At 48.2% G+C, this 17,844-nt stretch carries 14 protein-coding genes; 4 read left to right on the top strand and 10 right to left on the bottom strand.

Annotation, left to right across the window (positions count from 1 at the left end):
* Window positions 1–61: 61 nt before the first annotated feature.
* From LZD49_RS23820 to LZD49_RS23795, 6 genes are all read right to left on the bottom strand, one after another.
* Complete coding sequence (locus LZD49_RS23820) at window positions 62–1,210, bottom strand: glycosyltransferase family 87 protein (protein ID WP_234670188.1); 1,149 nt, start codon at window positions 1,208–1,210, stop codon at window positions 62–64.
* Between the two features lie 99 nt (window positions 1,211–1,309).
* Window positions 1,310–2,239: an alpha/beta hydrolase gene (locus LZD49_RS23815; RefSeq protein WP_234670187.1), complete on the bottom strand. Its 930-nt coding sequence runs from the start codon at window positions 2,237–2,239 to the stop codon at window positions 1,310–1,312.
* 50 nt (window positions 2,240–2,289) lie between these two features.
* Window positions 2,290–3,594, bottom strand: a complete 1,305-nt coding sequence (xrtN, locus tag LZD49_RS23810) for an exosortase N (protein WP_234670186.1) — start codon at window positions 3,592–3,594, stop codon at window positions 2,290–2,292.
* Window positions 3,584–3,823 carry a hypothetical protein gene (locus tag LZD49_RS23805; RefSeq protein ID WP_234670185.1) on the bottom strand — a complete coding sequence of 80 codons (240 nt, stop codon included), beginning with the start codon at window positions 3,821–3,823 and terminating at the stop codon, window positions 3,584–3,586. Before LZD49_RS23805 ends, xrtN begins: the two co-directional genes overlap by 11 nt.
* 12 nt (window positions 3,824–3,835) lie before the next feature.
* On the bottom strand, window positions 3,836–5,155 hold the full coding sequence (locus LZD49_RS23800) for an XrtN system VIT domain-containing protein (protein ID WP_234670184.1): 1,320 nt from the start codon (window positions 5,153–5,155) through the stop codon (window positions 3,836–3,838).
* A 1,120-nt stretch (window positions 5,156–6,275) separates the two neighbouring features.
* Window positions 6,276–6,863 (bottom strand): hypothetical protein, encoded by a 588-nt coding sequence (locus LZD49_RS23795; RefSeq protein ID WP_234670183.1) that lies wholly within the window; start codon window positions 6,861–6,863, stop codon window positions 6,276–6,278.
* Between the two features lie 129 nt (window positions 6,864–6,992).
* Between LZD49_RS23795 and LZD49_RS23790 the strand changes: the two genes are divergently transcribed.
* Complete coding sequence (locus LZD49_RS23790) at window positions 6,993–10,076, top strand: PVC-type heme-binding CxxCH protein (RefSeq protein ID WP_234670182.1); 3,084 nt, start codon at window positions 6,993–6,995, stop codon at window positions 10,074–10,076.
* A gap of 32 nt (window positions 10,077–10,108) precedes the next feature.
* On the opposite strand, the gene LZD49_RS23785 is transcribed toward LZD49_RS23790, so the two are convergent.
* Together LZD49_RS23785 and LZD49_RS23780 are read right to left on the bottom strand one after the other, a co-directional pair.
* Window positions 10,109–10,363, bottom strand: a complete 255-nt coding sequence (locus LZD49_RS23785; protein WP_234670181.1) for a hypothetical protein — start codon at window positions 10,361–10,363, stop codon at window positions 10,109–10,111.
* A gap of 2 nt (window positions 10,364–10,365) precedes the next feature.
* Complete coding sequence (locus tag LZD49_RS23780) at window positions 10,366–10,557, bottom strand: hypothetical protein (RefSeq protein ID WP_234670180.1); 192 nt, start codon at window positions 10,555–10,557, stop codon at window positions 10,366–10,368.
* 174 nt (window positions 10,558–10,731) lie between these two features.
* Between LZD49_RS23780 and LZD49_RS23775 the strand changes: the two genes are divergently transcribed.
* Together LZD49_RS23775 and LZD49_RS23770 are read left to right on the top strand one after the other, a co-directional pair.
* Entirely contained in the window at window positions 10,732–13,434 is a 2,703-nt protein-coding gene (locus tag LZD49_RS23775) for a PVC-type heme-binding CxxCH protein (protein ID WP_234670179.1), read from the top strand.
* Window positions 13,435–13,515: 81 nt separating this feature from the next.
* A complete protein-coding gene (locus LZD49_RS23770) occupies window positions 13,516–14,436 on the top strand; it encodes a hydroxypyruvate isomerase family protein (RefSeq protein WP_234670178.1) in 921 nt (306 codons plus the stop codon).
* Between the two features lie 73 nt (window positions 14,437–14,509).
* Here the strand turns inward: LZD49_RS23770 and LZD49_RS23765 are convergent, their stop codons facing one another.
* Window positions 14,510–14,818, bottom strand: coding sequence for an isoamylase early set domain-containing protein (locus tag LZD49_RS23765; RefSeq protein WP_234670177.1), 309 nt, complete (start codon window positions 14,816–14,818; stop codon window positions 14,510–14,512).
* A gap of 146 nt (window positions 14,819–14,964) precedes the next feature.
* A complete protein-coding gene (locus LZD49_RS23760; protein ID WP_234670176.1) occupies window positions 14,965–17,226 on the bottom strand; it encodes a TonB-dependent receptor in 2,262 nt (753 codons plus the stop codon).
* A 181-nt stretch (window positions 17,227–17,407) separates the two neighbouring features.
* Between LZD49_RS23760 and LZD49_RS23755 the strand changes: the two genes are divergently transcribed.
* Entirely contained in the window at window positions 17,408–17,818 is a 411-nt protein-coding gene (locus LZD49_RS23755; RefSeq protein ID WP_234670175.1) for a DoxX family protein, read from the top strand.
* Window positions 17,819–17,844 lie beyond the last annotated feature (26 nt).

Genomic DNA, 17,844 nt, shown 5'->3' with positions numbered 1-17,844 from the left:
TTGAAAGAATTTGAATTCGGGCGTTACAGGTTGCAGCCGCAGCATTCCTGTAACGCCTTTTTTATTCGATAATTTCCACAGCTGTTGGGCGGGGAAGCAGATCGGTCACGAGCAGATCATAAACAATTTTGCCCCAAATAAGAATACATGGCACAGCCTTGATCACATAAGGCCAGAAAAATTCGTTCCGGATAAACTTCGGAAAAATATCTGTTGGCGACAATGTCGTGAACACAAATGCCAGCACAAGCAGCACATAATTGAGTTTGTTGGGGGCTTGCATATAATACCAAACAGCCACGCCCGCTATGCAAATAATAAACGTCGGTGACTCGGCCCGATGGTTAAAAATCACCACCCAAACAAGTACCGAGGCGAGCATTAATGCACGGAATGCAAAGTTTCCGTAAGACTTGATTTTCAATAATGGAAGGCAGAAAATCGCCATTCCGGCAATGTTGACCCATGTTTTGTCCACAGGCCGGCCAAACCACGTTTTAAGCCAGCCTATCACCGACAGTCCGTCCGAAATCGAGCGGTCCTCCGTCAACATCCGCCCCCAGCTTTTGTAAAGGAAAATGAGTTGATCGGGACCTGTGACGATCACGGGAATTATTGTAAACACCAGGAACCAGGTAGCCGTGGTGTAGGCCAGTTTCAATTTGTTGGGATATAGCAGGAACAAGGCCAGCGCGACAATACCGAACAATTTGATATAGATCGTGCAGACAATGCACAACGCCGCCAGCCAATATTTGTCCTTTTCAAGAAAACTGAATGCAAACAATAACATCCCGGCAATCAACGCATTGCTTTGCTCGTTCTGCGTGGCGGTCAATAGCTCCACGATCATGAACGTGAGCATTAGCCCTTTGGTGCGGAGGTCGATTTTAGGTAAGTAATAGATCGAATAAAAGAGCACCAGTACATTCACGAGATTCCAAAGGAACAAACCGATCGCATCCGGTGTGAAGGCCATTACTCCGAAGGCGAGGGCAAACGTGGGGCTATATTTAAACAAATCCCAGTGCTCGGTCGGGTGCAGAATGTACAGATCCTTTCCCTCGATCAGGTGGAAGAAGGATTGTTTGAAAATCAGGTAGTTGTTATAGGCGGTGTAAGGTTGTATTCCGCCCGGGAAGGTCTTGGTATGCGACAGGATCGACTGAATGGTCGAGAATGCGGCGATAAATAGCACAATAAATAGCAAATATCTCCGATTGCCCAGGAGGCGGTTAAAAGCATGCATAAAAAGCGAATCCCTAGCGTTGAAATTTTTTTCAAAACTAGGGATTAATTTATCGTGGCGTCAATTTTTCTGGTATCCCATAGCTTTCAGCCAACCTTCCATGGCAGCGGGCCAGTTGGCTAGTGAACCTTTTCCCTCGGTGCGCATGCCGTAACCATGTCCGCCCTGGGGATATAAATGCATTTCTGCCGGGATTTTCTTTGCTTTCAGGGCGAGGTAATATTGGATGCTGTTTTCAACCGGTACTCCGGTGTCGTCCATCGCATGTACCAGGAATGCAGGCGGGGTCTGGTCGGATACCTGCAATTCGTTCGAGTAATATTTGATCAGCTCTTCCGATTTTTCCGGCCCGAGCAAGTTGTCACGAGAACCTCCGTGCGAAATGACAGGCTGGAATGAAATCACCGGATAAATCAGGACCGAGAAATTCGGTTTACCGTCAGGCGACGCTTTCTCTCCCATATTATGATGCGTAGAGAGTGTCGCAGCAAGGTGCCCACCGGCCGAGAAGCCCATCACACCGATTTTGTTCACATCTATATTCCATTTGGAGGCATTCTGACGAATCAGCTTCATGCCCTGCATGGCGTCCATCAGCGGTACTTCATGCTGGTGCGTCATGGCCTTTTCGTTGGGAAGGCGGTATTTTAGTACAAATGCGGAAATGCCCCTGTCATTAAACCATTTGGCAAAATCACTTCCTTCATGTGACGCAGCCAGAATGCCATAGCCACCGCCGGGACAGATCATCACCGCCGCGCCCGTAGCCTTTTCTTTTGGTGCAATGTACGCGGTAATGGTCGGGATCGTTACGCCGCTGATACGCAGGATGCCCTGGGCGTCGGTGGCCGATTTTTCTTCTACGTCGCTACTTTTAAAATTGGGGACTTTGCCTTCCGGCCAGAGTGTAATGGTTTCTGTTTGTGCCATAGAAGGTAACGATAACGCGAGCAGGCTCAAAATGGTGAGGATACGTGCTGTTTTTTTCATTGATTATCCGATCTTTTCCTCGAAAAGACGCTCTCTGATGCAATATACCCTCAACTTGCCGGTAACCATCGTTTTACTTCTTTTTCAAGTCGGTCGGCATTGTCCGACGTTACATTGATGAGTTGATAATGCCGATTTTTAGCCAGACATCGCCAACGCCAATCTAGTTGACCGCTGGTGGCGTCAAGTCCGTCTGAAAACCACCAAGCTGTAAACAGTTCCTCTTTTCCTTTTTTGAGAGTGCCAATGTAAACCGTGCTTCCGCCGACGACCTTCCTGGAAACCCGGCCGAGATGATAACCCGAGCCTGTCCAGCAGGTGGCCGGGCTATGTTCGGTAGAATAGAATGCAGGGATAGGTTTTACGTAGACCAATGCGTCTGAATTTTTGAACTGAACGACCCCGCTGGCAAGCTGGTTTGTTTCATAGTCACCTGGCGGCCGGATTTCCATCGCCCGGATAGGGCGTACATTAAAAGGTGGTTTTGGGAAACACAAAAAGGCGCAGCTAAGTAACAGGCCGGTATGCACGGCCAGCCGATAGGCAGAAAAACGTCGTGGGCTAGTCGGCCGTTGTGAAGTCGGTTCGGCAAAGCGCTGGTAAATGTACCGGCTTACAAAATATAGTGGCATTACCACGTAAACCAGCAAGCAGATGATCCCCGTCATATCGTGCATTGGATTGCTGGGAGCGATTTTCAATAACACCAGCATGATAATGCGAATGAGGTTTCCCAGGATGTTGAGAACAAAGGCCAAAGCGATGAAGCCAGCCTGAAAGACCGCATTCAATGATCGCTGATAGCGCTTCCGCCCGTCGGTAAGGAGGAAAATAGCTGAGAATATCGCGAAGCCAGTCATTTGTAAACCCATACAGGCCGGATCGACGGAAAATTCAGACCCATTCAGGAGGATGCTGTTCCCTTCAGTGCTTGCCGGTATGCGTGCTTTTTGTAATAGCCAGCCTGTCCAGGCAGTGATTTGCAGCCGGATCGGAAAGGTGAATACTTCGGTAACATATTTGAAAATCGGAGATGCTACGAGAAGTGTCAGAAAAAGCAGCGGATTCAGTTTTCCGAAATAGGTCTCGGTGACTAGGAGACACGCGCATATTAGCAACAAAAACCGAAATGACGTTTCGCCCCGGAAGCAGCAGATTATGATGATCAATGCTACCATAGGCGCCATTCGCCAGCTTTTTTGGCCGGGCGGGAATGCGCTGAACAAAAATGGAATCAGTATCATACCCATCCAAAAGGTGGCATCGCCGGTGACATATCCCCGGATAAAAAAGAGGATTGAAATGCCTGCGTAGCCTGTCAGAAAAGCGACGCCGGATGTTCTTTCACCAGACATATCGGCGAATTGTGAAAATGCTGATGATTAAGACGAAAAGACCTATGAGTATCCATTCATGCGGCTCTGGTACCGCACCGAACCTCTTCAGCGTTGCATTGTCGAGGCTGTTCTTACTCTTTCGGATATCGAAACGGTCATAATCTCTTTGACTTTCCAGGACGACCATGCTCGAAACCGGCGTAACAATATGTGCCGCTTCTGCCTCGCCAACGAGTTTTGTATTCAAAATGGAATCGGTTTAGAAGGATTGGTCGAGGTAATGGCCGCCAATCTGTTTCATGATGTGGTTGTAAGCAAAAAGCCGTAGCAGATGGTCGGGTGCCTGACCGTTCGCTACACCGTCGATTTCGCGGATCAGGGTTTTAGATTCGTCGATACGGATTACCGACGGGTCTTTTTCGGGATCGGCAGGGAATTGGTGCTTGGCAATAAATCCTTTCAGTTTTTGCCAGTCGGTTTTCTCTCCGCGGATTATCCGTAGTTCGTCCAACGACTTAATATAGGGTGAAGGCTCATCTCCGATGATAAAAGCGCGTACGGCAGGGCCATTGCTGCGGCTGAGCATTTTAGCAAAAGGACTTTTGTCCAGTTCATGGAGTGTAGGCGACAACGGACCGGATTTCGTCACGAGCAACGCAGTTTCCGGATGAGGGATTTGGTGTGTCGGGAATATCGAAAAATGGAATGTCGACAAGGTTTTGAAGAGCTCGTCTTTATTGGCGCTGGTGAGCCTGATGAGCCGTTCATCGGCAACAAATACGGGTCGGTCTTTGACTAGGGGCCACAATGTATCGAGATCATCTTTTGTCCAGGATTGATTGATGTCCAGATAAAATGCTTCTGCTCTGAAATTATCGGGCGTTTGCACCAGCGGTTCCAAAGCATAACTTTTTCCGTCAAACGAGAAAATGTCGTGTGTGAGTGGCATTAATTTAAACCGGACATTCCAGGAAGACTGGTATTTGCCTTCATACACCATAAAGCCGGAACCGGAAGTCGTTGTGTCGAAGGGAAGTTGAGGCGGAACGGTGTTTTCGGGAAATTCAATCCGGATCGTTTCATTGGCGTCGCTCGCTCCGGGGCCTTTGAACCAGCTATTCTCGTAAACCAGACTTTCTCGATCCAGTTTCAGCGGTGAAGTAATCCCAATCTTGAACTTGCGATTTTCTCGGGAAGTGCAAGGGAAGACTTTGACTTTAACCGTATTTCCTTCCTGCCAGTGCGCCACCGAAGGGTCACGGGCCTCGCGGCCGACGATCGTGCGGTAGGCAGAATCGGCTTTGCTTCGTGTTGTCAGGTAACTTTTTTCCTCCACTCCATTGATCCACAACGAAAGCGAGCTCACCACCGATCCCTCAGGCAAATAAAACGTATAAAGCGCTTCCTCTTGCCAGAACGATGAGCTCGACTGGTTGGCTATGCTGATCGTCTTTTCTGTGTAGGCGACCCGCACGTCCGGATATATACGTGCCTGTGTGAGCACATTGGCCGTACGCAAACTGCTCCCTGACCACAGGCGTTCCTGGGTTTCGTGCCGGGTATCATAAAGTACATCCATGATCTTAATCCGCTCAGCTTTCGATATGGCAGCTTGCTGGTGAAAGCGGAGGCAATGAGCACGAGCGGGTCGTGTCTGATGAGCTCCGTGCTATTGAATGCGTTATCAAGCAGGGAATTGTTTCTGCTGTCGATGACCTGATAGGCCAGGTCACTCATGATGACACGGCGGGCTATCCAGTTATTCTCCAAATCACGGGCAAAAATGACCCAATCGGGCAGGTCATCGGTGGCCCGACTGGCAATGGAATTGACCCGATAGCCAATGGAAGTGTTAATAGAATACCAGGTAGCAGAGAAATAAATCACCACGGCCACCGGCAACAATGCGCCGATAACGATGGCGGGTTTAGAGTCATTCCACCGTAAATAGAGAAGGCGTAGGTAGGTAGACGATAGCAGGAGAGGTATGAAAGAATGTATAGATAGCCCGAGCGCAAGCAGGCCTATCACGCTTAAAGGGTAGAGCGGCAGTAGGTAGATCGAATAATAAACCCACAGCATGAGCGAGCTGCCGGTTACTACAAAAAGCACACGCCGAAAAAAGAGCGGGAGAGATTCCTCCCAAGTGTAAACAATCGCCGAAAGCCCGCTTACTGCAACACATATCAGCAGCCAGGACGCAGACGGGCGGAAAATATGCATGTCCTGGTTCAGAGCAAAACAACTTACCAGCCATACGTAACCAAGTAGCAGCCTGTGATGAATGAATTCGGCGTGTTGTTTCTTCCAAAACCAGCGCAATTTACCGGAGCCGAGTAGCCAGGCCGTGTAAAACAAGGCCGTTAAATACGACAGGGCAAATACCGCTCCGCCCGCTGTCGTCAACGCCGTTTTGAAAGTGGTGACCAGGAAGAGCGTAGCGCTGAACAGCAGACATCCGAGCCCGATCTGGTAGTCAGAATCAAACCGGGTGGACTTGTCTTCGATTGAAGCATCGTTTTCTTTTAAGGGTAAACCTTGGATTACGTCAAAGTCGGATGTTATAGGCTTATTCATGGTGATTTTTAAAAGTACTTTGTTTTACAAAGTAAAATTGCAAAATCCATTAATGCAATGCTTTCTCACACTAAATTTTTAATGTAGAAGCATTGATTATCAAAAGGTAAAAACCAGCGGTTTTACGGTTTAGGCGGATTGATCATAATGTGCGCCCGGTGTGTGCCTGGGTCCATAATCCACGGCATACCCGGAACGTCCGGTTTCAATGGTAGCCCCGTGCTCTCGGAGGTCGCGAACGGAATGTAGACGACATAGCGTAAATAACCGTTTTTGAGTGTGCCTGCCGTGGCGTCATAGTTATCCTTTGATCCGGACAAAACGTATAAAGTAGATGATTGCTTCGGCATTTTTAATTTGCCTTCTTTCACCTCTTTTTCCCTGATATCGAAAATTTCCTTGGGGCTTTTGCCTTCTTTCGCGAGAAGCCGGCCACGTTCCATAAACGGATCGAGTTCAGCCAGGTAGCATGATACACCAATGTCTTCCTTCTTTGGATCGTCGGCCAGGCATACAAAGTCGTTGCTGCCTTCGCGGAGTATCTTGAACGTACCATCTGACCCATAGCCATAAACCTTTGCACCTGCCTGTTTATCAGACGGTGCGGCCATGACGGCGGTTTTGATCTGGATGTCGGAGGACGGGATATTTTGTGCGGAAATCTCTGCGGTCACACAAAGGGCCACGCAGGAAAAAAAAGTCTTTTTCATGATAGTAAATATAAGTCGGTGGTCTCTTATACACTTTATTAAATTTATTATTGTTAAAATGACACGTTTAGGGCTTCGTATCAGTGTAATACTTTCTGATTCAAGGCCTAAAAGCGCCCGATTTACCCTATGAACTTTAAAAAATCGTTTCTCCTCTTTCCCGCCGGTTGCTTGCTGGCGGGCATGATGCTCGCCTCTTATCAGCGCTCGAATCCCAGCACGCTCGACGCCGCAAGAGCCGACACGCTTTACAAGGACCTTTCGGATTCTCAAAAAAGGTCGTCGCGCTACGCGGTGGCCGGTCTGACGGTCGCCAATGGACTCGAGGCTACCCTTTTTGCATCGGAGCCGACGATTACCAATCCCACGAATATCGACATCGATCACCTGGGACGGGTTTGGGTTTGCGAAGCATATAATTATCGTCCGAAAATCAACGGTAACCCCACGAAGGAAGTGGGCGACCGCATTATGGTACTGGAGGATACCAACGGCGACGGCAAGTCCGATAAGTCAACGGTGTTTTATCAAGGAGCTGAAATCAATGCGCCATTGGGAGTTTGGGTGATGGGGAATAAGGTCATCGTTTCGCAAAGTCCGTATGTCTGGCTTTTCACGGATGAAAATGGTGATTTGAAGGCCGACAAAAAGGAGGTCATTTTCGAAGGCATCGGCGGTGACCAGCACGACCATGGTATGCACGCATTTGTGTTCGGGCCGGACGGTAAGTTGTATTTCAATTTCGGGAACGAAGGCGAGCATTTGCTGGATGGAAAGGGTAATCCGGTTGTCGGAAAAGACGGCAAACCTATCGATTTTAAGAAACTGAAACAGGGAATGGTGTTCCGCTGTGATCCTGATTTTACCAATATCGAGCCGCTTGGAAATAACTTCCGGAACAATTTCGAAGTGGCAGTTGACAGCTACGGCACGATGTGGCAGTCCGACAATGACGACGACGGCAACAAAGGTGTGCGCATCAACTATGTAATGCAATACGGAAACTACGGCTACACCGACGAGGTGACCGGTGCAGGCTGGCGTGCCAACCGTACCAACGTGGAAGATTCGATCCCGTATCGTCACTGGCATTTGAATGATCCGGGTGTAGTGCCAAACCTCCTTCAAACGGGTTCTGGTTCACCCACGGGAATGGTTCTTTATGAAGGTAAACTGCTGCCAAAGGAATTTTGGGGACAAATGATCCATTGCGAACCGGGGCATAATGTGGTACGCTCTTACCCGGTCGAAAAGGCCGGTGCAGGTTACACCGCCAAAATTGTGAACATCGTCGATGGCAAGCGTGATCAATGGTTCAGGCCGTCGGATGTGTGCGTGGCACCGGATGGCTCCCTGCTGGTATCCGACTGGTACGATCCGGGCGTAGGCGGTCACCAGGCTGGCGATCAGGCCAAGGGCCGTATTTATCGCGTTGCGCCTGTTAATACACCTTACCGCATCCCCAAAACCGATTTTAAGACCGTCGCCGGTGCGGTGGAAGCATTGCAAAGCCCTAACCTTTCGATCCGCTACCACGCCTGGAATGCATTGAACGGTATGGGTGCGAAAGCTGCCCCGACTTTGGAAAAGCTTTTTGCAAACAAAAATCCGGAACCACGAATGCGTGCGCGGGCGCTATGGCTGCTTAGCAAATGGCCATTTACAGCCAAAAAGGCCGTTGATCTGGCAGTGAAAGACGCAAATGCCGACTTACGTATTGCCGGGCTTCGTGCGGCGAGTGAGTCGAAGCACCTGGATGTGATTCCATACATTAAAACATTGTCGAAGGACGCCGACGCACAGGTCCGTCGTGAATGCGCGTTGCTCCTGCATCATAATCCTTCACCTGAGGCGCCGGCATTGTGGGCAACACTTGCACAACAATATGATGGTAAAGATCGCTGGTATCTCGAAGCATTGGGTATCGGGGCTGATGCGCAATGGAACACGTTCTTTAAAGCCTGGCTCGACAAGGCGGGTGCAAATCCGGTTGGCACACAGGCTGGCAAGGATATCGTGTGGCGCTCGCGTGGAAAAGAGTCTGTTACATTGCTTGCTTCGCTGGCGGGTGATCCCACGGTGGATCTGAAAAGCAGGTTGCGCTATTTCCGCGCTTTCGACTTCAATGAAGCAGGTCATGAAAAATCACTCGCTTTGTTGAAACTCATGAACGGGGCTGGCGCCGACCAGGATAAAGTGAATGAATTGGCCATGCGCCATCTCGACCCGGCATTTGTGAAACAGAGCCCTGAGGCAATGGCTGCATTGAAGAAGATGCTCGATATATCCTATGGCACCCAGACTTACCTTGAATTGGTAGCGAAATACGAACCGGTTTCTGAAAACCAGCGGCTCCTAACGTTGGCATTGGATCAATCGGTTAGCCGGATAGGGTCCGGGGCGGCTTCCCAGTTGATCAAACAAGGCGGGGCACCGTTGCTTTGGAATGTGGTGAAGGGAGGAGATGAAAGTAAAACGGCCAGCGTTTTGACTGCTTTGAAATCCGTCGGAAGCAAGGACGCCCTTGAAATACTGAAGGCCGTCGCTTCGGGCAGCAATTATTCGGAAAACCTCAGAACGATAGCTGTCAAATCGCTGGGTGGTACCATGAGCGGCGAGGATCAGGTATTGGTGTTGTTGAAAGAGGGTCAATTGAATGGCGATTTGAAAACTGCTGCTGTTCAAGGGCTGAATGGAGCTTGGCGGAAATCTGTCAAACTGGAAGCTGCCAAATATCTCGACGGGGCGGTAACTACCGCCAGTAAACATCCGGAAGTAAAGCAACTCGTCGGGATGAAAGGGGACATTGCCAAAGGCAAGCAAACATTCACATCCTATTGCTCGGTATGTCACCAAGTCAATGGCGAAGGAATGGATTTCGGCCCGAAACTCTCTGAAATCGGCAGCAAATTGCCTAAGGAAGCCCAGTACTCCGCCATTTTCGAGCCGAGCGCGGGCATTGGTTTTGGCTATGAAGGTTTTGAAGTGACATTCAAGGATGGTACAGCAGTATCCGGCATTGTGTCCAGCAAAACTGAAACAGACCTGATTCTCAAATTCCCTGGCGGCTCCACACAGGAATACAAAATGTCACAAGTCAAATCCATCAAACAACTCAAAGATTCGATGATGCCATCCGGCTTGCAGGATGCAATGAGTACGGAGGAGCTGGTGAGTTTAGTGGACTATTTGAGTAATTTGAAGAAGCAGTAAAGTCAAAAAGGAGCCGAAAGGCTCCTTTTTCGCTATTGTTGTTGATTCGCTTCGAGGTTAATGGCTTCGACTTCGGCCATGAATTTCTTGAATTCTTCCCGCGACTCTTTGGATTTTGCAAGCAGCCACTGACTGTATTCGACCATCGCATTTCCCATGTATTCTTTGTCTTTCTCCGATGCCGCTCCATAGAATGCAAGCCATTCATTGTTGGCTTTTGTGAGGGCCGGTAGTGTTTTCGCGTCATACAAGGCTTGAGTCAATTCTTCCTTTCTCATTGCTTTCATGATCATTGTTTCGATTGTCTTAATACCTTTTCTAAAATCTCGATATCTTCATCAAGCAAGCGCAGCTCATCCAAAAGTTGATTCTGAGCTTGCTCTGTTAGTTTGTCGACTACAAGCAGATTGCTTAAAGCTAACTTGATTTCAGCCTTTTTGTAAATCTTGAGTGCAATTAGATACCGTACTTTTTCCTTCATAAATACTGATAGTGCATGTAATCCTTCCCTAAATTTAACCACGTTTCACTTCTAAATCAAGCCACTCCAATTCGTCGAAAGGTTACATTTCTTAAAACTCCATTTCGTAAATCCCCAAACATGAGGTATTTTTATAACGTCTTTTGAAATCATTTGCCTCATCAAAAATTCGTTTTGAAACAATTTCGTATCGTGAGATCTGCGTGGTGTGCTGCGGTTATTTTTACTTCCTTTTCTTTTCAAGGTTTTAGTCAAGTTTCTGATTCATTGGTAGTTGTTAATCCGGATAGTGCCTATGCGGCATTGTCGGAAACCGAACGCCGGTTCTCGCGCAATGCGGTGGCGGGCGTGCAGGCTGCCGACGGGCTCGAAGCGACGCTCTTTGCCTCGGAGCCGAACGTGATCAACCCGATCAATATCGACGTCGACCATAGAGGGCGCGTGTGGGCGTGTGAGGCGTACAATTACCGGCCGAATGTCAATGGCAAGTCCGAGCTCGGCCAGGGCGACCGCATTGTGATCATGGAGGATAAGGATGGTGACGGCAAAGCGGATGTAACCAAAGTTTTTTACCAAGGGCCGGAGCTCAATGCACCACTCGGAATATGGGTGATGGGCAACAAGGCTATTGTTTCGCAAAGCCCTTATGTGTGGCTTTTCACGGATACCAATGGCGACGATAAGGCGGATACAAAAGAAATCCTTTTCAAAGGCATCGGCGGGGTACAGAACGATGCGGGTGTCCATTCATTTGTTTTTGGGCCGGATGGTAAGTTTTACTTCAACTTTGGTAACGCAGGCAGGCAACTTGTAGATGGCCAGGATCGCCCGCTGCTGGATAAATATGAAAGACCCATTGATTTCCGCCAGTATAGGCAAGGTGTGGTTTTTCGCTGTGAGCAGGATTTTACCAAAGTAGAGATCATGGCCGAAAACTTCCGGAATGGCTGGGAGGTAGCTGTGGATAGCTATGGTACCATGTGGCAGTCGGACCAGGAAGAGCCGGGTAATGGTGGCGACAGGGTGTCTTATGTGATGGAAAATGGGAATTTCGGTTATATCGATGAAATGACCGGTGCAAGCTGGCGTTTGAACCGGACTAACCTGGAAGACGAAATCCCACGTCGCCATTGGCATCAAAATGACCCTGGTGTTGTCCCCGATTTGCTGGAAACGGGTTCTGGCTTTCCTATGGGGATGACGATTTATGAAGGCGACTTGCTGCCCCGGCGTTATTGGGACCAAATCCTGCTGGCTGATGCCGGGCAGGGCTATGTGAGCGCATTCCCGGTACAAAACGATGGTGCAGGCTATAAATCAACAGGCATTATCCCTGTTATCGAAGGCAAACGCGACAAATGGTTCAGGCCGACGGATGTTTGCGTTGCTCCCGATGGCTCGCTGATTATTTCCGATTGGTATGATCCTGTGATCGGTTCGCATAAGATGAAAGACCGCAGCCGTGGCCGTATTTTTCGCGTCGCACCGGCCGGTGTTACCTATAAAATCCCGGTTTATGACCTTTCTATACCTGAGCAGGCAGTAAAAGCATTACAAAGCCCTAACTTATCGCAGCGCTACCTGGCCTGGAATGCTTGCGTAAAGCACGGCTGGGCGGCCGAGCCATTTCTGGAAGACCTTTTCAGATTGTATAATGGCAATCCAAAACTCCGCGCCCGGGCATTGTGGGTGCTCAACCGCATTGAAGGTTTTAATTACCGAAATTTGGACATTGGTTTCCGCGAGTTGAACCCGAACCTGCGCATCACGGCATTACGTGCCGTGCGCCAGCGTAACAGCGACCCTACCGAATACATTAAACGTCTCACGTCCGATCGCGATCCACAGGTAAGACGTGAATGCGCGCTAGCCATTAACCACAATCACACCTACGAAGCTTTGGATGTGTGGCTGCAATTGGCTAAGCAATACAAAGGCAACGACCGTTGGACCGTAGAAGCATTAAGCATTGGTGCTTACGATCAATGGGAGCGCCTCTTCCCGGCCTGGCTGGAAAGGGCCGGTGCGAAACCCTGGGCCACCGACGCCGGAAAGGACATTATCTGGCTTGCACGTACGCGCAAAGCGATTCCTTATCTAAGTGAACTGGCAGCCGACACGTCCGTCAGCTTTAAAAGCAGGCTGCGCTATTTCCGTTCTTTTGACTTTTTTCATGCGGGCTATGAAAAAACGCAGGCACTGCTGAATGTGCTGAATGTTCCCTCATCTGATCGCATTGAGGTGAGCAAACTCGCATTGCTGCATTTGGATAAGTCATTTGTAACTAACTCCCAACAGGGACTGACGGCACTCAATAAGCTGCTTGATGAAACCTATGGCAGCGAGCATTATATCGACCTGATGACCCGCTATGAGCTGGAATCGGAAAATGACCGGCTTTTGAAACTGGCTTTGGATAAATCCGATGAGGTAATAGGCCGCGATGCGGGCGGACTGTTGCTCGAACAGGCGGGCATTAGCTACTTGACTCAGAAACTTGCGGGAATGAACGACGTGAAGAAATCGGCATTGCTGGCCTCGGTTCAAACAGTCGGTAGTTCTGAATCGATATACCTACTGCGTTCGACGGTTTTGAATAGCGGTGAATCAATAACTGTCAGGAAGAATGCAGCCAGGTACCTTGGCGCGAGCTGGCCGGGCGAAGAGGCGGTCGTGAAGCTGCTGACGGGCAGCCAGATCGACGGTGAAGTGAAGCAAGCCGCATTGGAAGGGGTAAAGAATGCGTTCCGGGAGGAAATCAAAGTGCAGTTAGCGCCGTATCTGCCCAAACCGCCTGTTGAGGAGGTGGCCACGACGCCTGCGGAAGAACCAAAAAGTGGTAAGAAAGAACGCCGGAAACGCAGAAGGAACCAGTAATAGCAAGATTCCGGAGCGATCTTGGGGTATATTTCCGGACTGTACATCTTTACCATCTGAAACGAAAACATCAAGACATTTATGCTCCGCAGAAATTTTGTAAGATCTACCCTTGGTTTGGCTGGTGCCGCAATCGCAGCAGGAGATGCATTTGCCGCCGCTCCTATGGCCAAAAATAAGTTTAAGCTTAAATATGCATCGCATTTCGGCATGTTTCAGAACAGCGCCGGAAAGGATTTGATCGACCAGCTTAAATTTATGGCAGATCAGGGGTTTATGGCTTTGGAGGACAATGGTATGATGGGCCGACCGGTGGAGCAACAGGAAGCCATTGCCAAAGAAATGAGCCGTTTGGGTATGGAAATGGGTGTGTTTGTGGTGGACAAAGGCGGTAATGGTGCCAATACTTTAGCCGCAGGCAAAAAAGAATATATCGATATCTTCCTCAATGGCTGTAAAAAGGCAGTTGAAGTGGCAAAGCGGGTCAATGCCAAATGGATGACGGTTGTTCCCGGTGATTTTGAAAGAAATCTCCCGATTGGCGTGCAGACTGGCCACGTGATCGATGCATTACGCCGTGGCTCCGAAATCCTCGAACCGCATGGATTGGTGATGGTGCTCGAACCGCTGAGCGATTCACCTAATTTGTTTCTGAGAACTTCGGATCAGACCTATGAAATCTGTCGTGGTGTAAACAGCAAATCGTGTAAAATTTTATACGATATTTATCACATGCAGAAAAATGAAGGTCGCCTGATCTACAACATCGACCAGACTTGGAGCGAAATCGATTACTTCCAGATTGGTGACGAACCGGGCCGGAAAGAGCCAACAACTGGTGAGATTAACTACAAGAATATCTTCAAATACATTTACGACCGTAGCAAGAAAGAAGGCAAGTCGTTCATCATGGGCATGGAACACGGAAACTACAAACAAGGAAAAGAAGGAGAAGATGCCCTGATCAAAGCTTACGTGGAAAGCGACAGCTTTACGATCTGATTTTAAGTCATTACAACATAAAAAAACCGGATGGCAGTGATGCTTTCCGGTTTTTTGTTAATGTCAAAACTGATTAAAGAACTACCACCGAGTTTTCAGTAGCATCTACGCCAGCAGGAACATATTTGTCTGCTTCCCAGTCGTTTTCCCATTTCTCTCCGTCCAAAATGTAACGGAACTGGTATTCGCCGGCTCCCAGTTCGAGGCTGGTCTTGAATGAGCCATCTTTCTGTTTTTTCAATGCAATGGCTTCTTCCGGGTTCCAGCCATTGAATTCGCCTACGAGGGCAACCTTCGTCACTTCTGATGCCGCCTCAGCAGGAACTGTAAACGTTACTTTGTAAACAGATTTACTTTTTACAAACTGTTTTGTTAATGCCATAATTAGTAGTGTTAATTGGTTGATGGCTCAAAGATACAATCAAAAATTATTCAAATCAATGAATATCAATATTCTAAATGTTTTTGATCTTTGAAAAGTTATATAATAAACTTCCAGGCGACATTTTTGGCCATCATACCAATTCTCTAACGAAGCGTGTAACGAACTCCCAAAAATGCCCTGATGCCCTGATTAGGCGCAAAAACGTAACTCGGATCGAACGTCAGCCGATAAGGATTATCGGGCGTCGCAATGACCTGTCCCTGATTGTCAAATTTTACGTTTTTGTCGAAAGGATCGTTCGCGCGGGCGATCGAGTTGGCGGGAGGAGTGAAGTTGAGCAGGTTTTTGACGCCCCCGTAAATATCCAATCCATTGTCAAATTTTTTGGTAATCTGGATATTCTGCAAAGACCATACCGGAGAGTTTGCCGAGCGTGGATCGTCTTCGCTAAGGATAGGCAGCCGCATAGGACCGTAAATGTTACCGGTGTAGTCGAATGAAATGCCGGCCTTCTGGATTTCGTACGAAACTGACCAGGTGCCGGTGAATTTCTCAGTCAGCACAGGTCTGAACCGGACGCCATTTTCTTTTTGAAAATTATCCATATAAGTTCCGCCTGCTATAATTTTCAACGGGAACGGGAAATTGAAATCGAGATTAAGACTGATTCCCTTGGACACTGCATAACCATCGAGGTTATTATAAATGATCTCGTTGGGGTTGGTGTCGTAATCGGGAAGAATGCGGTTAGTAAAATAGGTGTAAAAAACCGATGCATCGATTCCGACAAATGAGTTGCCGGTGACGATTTTCTTGACAAAATTGATATTCGCATTCCAGCTTTGCTCCGGTTTCAGTTCTTCTTCCAAAATCACCTGGCGCGAACCGGTCAATGCCGCGTGGTCTTCCGTGAACAGGTTCACGATCCGGAAACCACGACCAATGTTTAGCCTTACCACGTCGGTCTGGTTGAATTTGTATTTGTAAGCGGCTCTCGGTGTGAAAATGCTTCCGTGGCGGCTGTTATAGTCGTAGCGCGCGCCGAGTAAAATTGCATGCGGACCGCTCTTGATCTCGTCCTGTATGAAGACACCCGGTAGATAAATCTTGTCGGCATGGTCTTGCCCGTCGGCATAACGCGTGGCGGTAGTGTTATCATTATAGAATGTGTAGCGGAAGGGCGTGCCCATCAACAGGCTGTGCTTCCCGATTTCCTTATCCCATAAAAACTGCACAAAAGCGATCTTCTGGTCCGCATTGAAGGGCACATGTCCGTAGGCCGAATTCTGATTGTGGGAGCTGAAAGAATATTGCAGCGTGACTTTTTCGGTCAGTGGAAGCTGGTAATTACCGAGCACTTCAAAGCGTTTGGTATAAATGCTCTCGCCATAAATCTGATCACCACCACGGTACGACCTGTTCCATTGCATTTGTCCGCCCCAGCGGTCTTCATAATAATAGCGCGCCGCGATGTTCGCCTGCCGGTCGTTTTTCAGGCTAAATGACCATTTGTTGAAAATAGAAATGCGTTTCTGTAAAGTGACATCAGTGAAGCCGTCCTTATTATTGTCAATCGGATTCTGATAATTGAAATAGTTTATCCCCAGCAAGGAACTGCTTCTTTCACCTGGCGTGAATTTGACGCCAAAATCCACATTATAGTCGCGCCAGGCTGTGCTGAAAACGTCGGCTGAGAGCAACGGTGCCTTCGACGGATTTTTCGTAATAATATTGATCAAACCGCCAACCGCTTCTGAACCATAAAGTGTAGACGCAGGCCCTTTTACGATCTCTACTCGCTCAATCAGGCTGTTTGGAATGCCTGAAAGGCCATAAACGGTGGAAAGCCCGCTTACCATCGGCATGCCATCGATCAACACCATTGTGTAAGGCCCTTCCAGTCCGTTAATGTGAATGTCGCCAGTGCTACAGACGTTGCAATTGAGCTGTGGGCGCACGCCGTTTACATAGCTAAGTCCCTCAAAAATGCTCGGTACTGGGTTTTTGTAGAGAAATTTTGACGTGATAATGTCGACTGGCACCGGGCTGTCGAGCTTCGATACTTCCTTCATCGTGCCGGTTACTACTACTTCATTGAGGGCGTTGGCACCCGATTTCAGCACGAAATCCTTAACGGTATTGTGCTCAATCTTCAAGTTTTTCTGAGTAATTGTGGGCATCGATACGAAACTGACCTTCACCGTGTAGGCACCTTTCGGAATGCCGGTGATGTGATAATTCCCGGCGGTGTCGGCCGTAGTGCCTGTTTTAAGTTCCTGAATATATACCGACGCACCAAAAGCAGCTTCGGCCTTGTCTTCCAGCGATACTTTGCCCGAAAGCGTGAATTGTGCAAAAACGTTAGAGGTTAAGAAACTGAGCAATAATAGTATGTATAATTTCATAGTATCGCCGAATTATTAATTTTTTATTGTCTGAATATAAATTTAGACAAACCTAAAAATAAAACATGATATATGGAAATTAAAAAATCGGTTACAAAAACTCTTTGCCGAAACTAGCCCCGGCATGGCATTGGTTAGTAAGCATAAATGCAAATTCATTTATAAATCATTTTAACTCACTATGCTTAAAAGATTTCTGAGACCGATCGAGTTGCCCGCGTCGGTCGACTGGGCGGTACTGATTCTTCGGGTTGGTATTTCATGCCTGATGCTCACACACGGTTATGCCAAACTAACTGGTTTCCTCAGCGGTGACCATTCTTTTGCTGATCCGATCGGTATAGGCGAGGAGCTGTCCTACTTTTTGACGATATGTGCCGAGTTCGGCTGCTCTATCTTGGTTATTCTCGGGTTTGGAACGCGCCTGGCATTGCTTCCACTAATATTCACGATGTGTGTAGTGGTATTGATTGTGCACGCGAAAGATGCATTTGATATGAAGGAGCACGGGTTGCTGTTCCTATTTTCCTACATCGCGTTATTTCTGACCGGCCCAGGACGGTTTTCGGTCGATAGCAAATTATGTCGTTAGGTTTTTTAGTTATTCTAAAAATAAAA

The sequence above is a fragment of the Dyadobacter sp. CY261 genome (assembly GCF_021440085.1).
GTDB lineage: Bacteria > Bacteroidota > Bacteroidia > Cytophagales > Spirosomataceae > Dyadobacter.
Note: the sequence above shows the minus strand (reverse complement) of the source record. Positions and strands in the feature narration are given on the sequence as shown.

Bases quoted from the DNA above. Each gene is read 5' to 3' on its own strand.
- LZD49_RS23795 (WP_234670183.1), bottom strand. From the start codon at position 6,863: ATGAAAAAGACTTTTTTTTCCTGCGTGGCCCTTTGTGTGACCGCAGAG.
- LZD49_RS23800 (WP_234670184.1), bottom strand. From the start codon at position 5,155: ATGGATGTACTTTATGATACCCGGCACGAAACCCAGGAACGCCTGTGG.
- LZD49_RS23770 (WP_234670178.1), top strand. From the start codon at position 13,516: ATGCTCCGCAGAAATTTTGTAAGATCTACCCTTGGTTTGGCTGGTGCC.
- xrtN (WP_234670186.1), bottom strand. From the start codon at position 3,594: ATGTCTGGTGAAAGAACATCCGGCGTCGCTTTTCTGACAGGCTACGCA.
- LZD49_RS23790 (WP_234670182.1), top strand. From the start codon at position 6,993: ATGAACTTTAAAAAATCGTTTCTCCTCTTTCCCGCCGGTTGCTTGCTG.
- LZD49_RS23780 (WP_234670180.1), bottom strand. From the start codon at position 10,557: ATGAAGGAAAAAGTACGGTATCTAATTGCACTCAAGATTTACAAAAAG.
- LZD49_RS23760 (WP_234670176.1), bottom strand. From the start codon at position 17,226: ATGAAATTATACATACTATTATTGCTCAGTTTCTTAACCTCTAACGTT.
- LZD49_RS23785 (WP_234670181.1), bottom strand. From the start codon at position 10,363: ATGAAAGCAATGAGAAAGGAAGAATTGACTCAAGCCTTGTATGACGCG.
- LZD49_RS23755 (WP_234670175.1), top strand. From the start codon at position 17,408: ATGCTTAAAAGATTTCTGAGACCGATCGAGTTGCCCGCGTCGGTCGAC.
- LZD49_RS23815 (WP_234670187.1), bottom strand. From the start codon at position 2,239: ATGAAAAAAACAGCACGTATCCTCACCATTTTGAGCCTGCTCGCGTTA.
- LZD49_RS23765 (WP_234670177.1), bottom strand. From the start codon at position 14,818: ATGGCATTAACAAAACAGTTTGTAAAAAGTAAATCTGTTTACAAAGTA.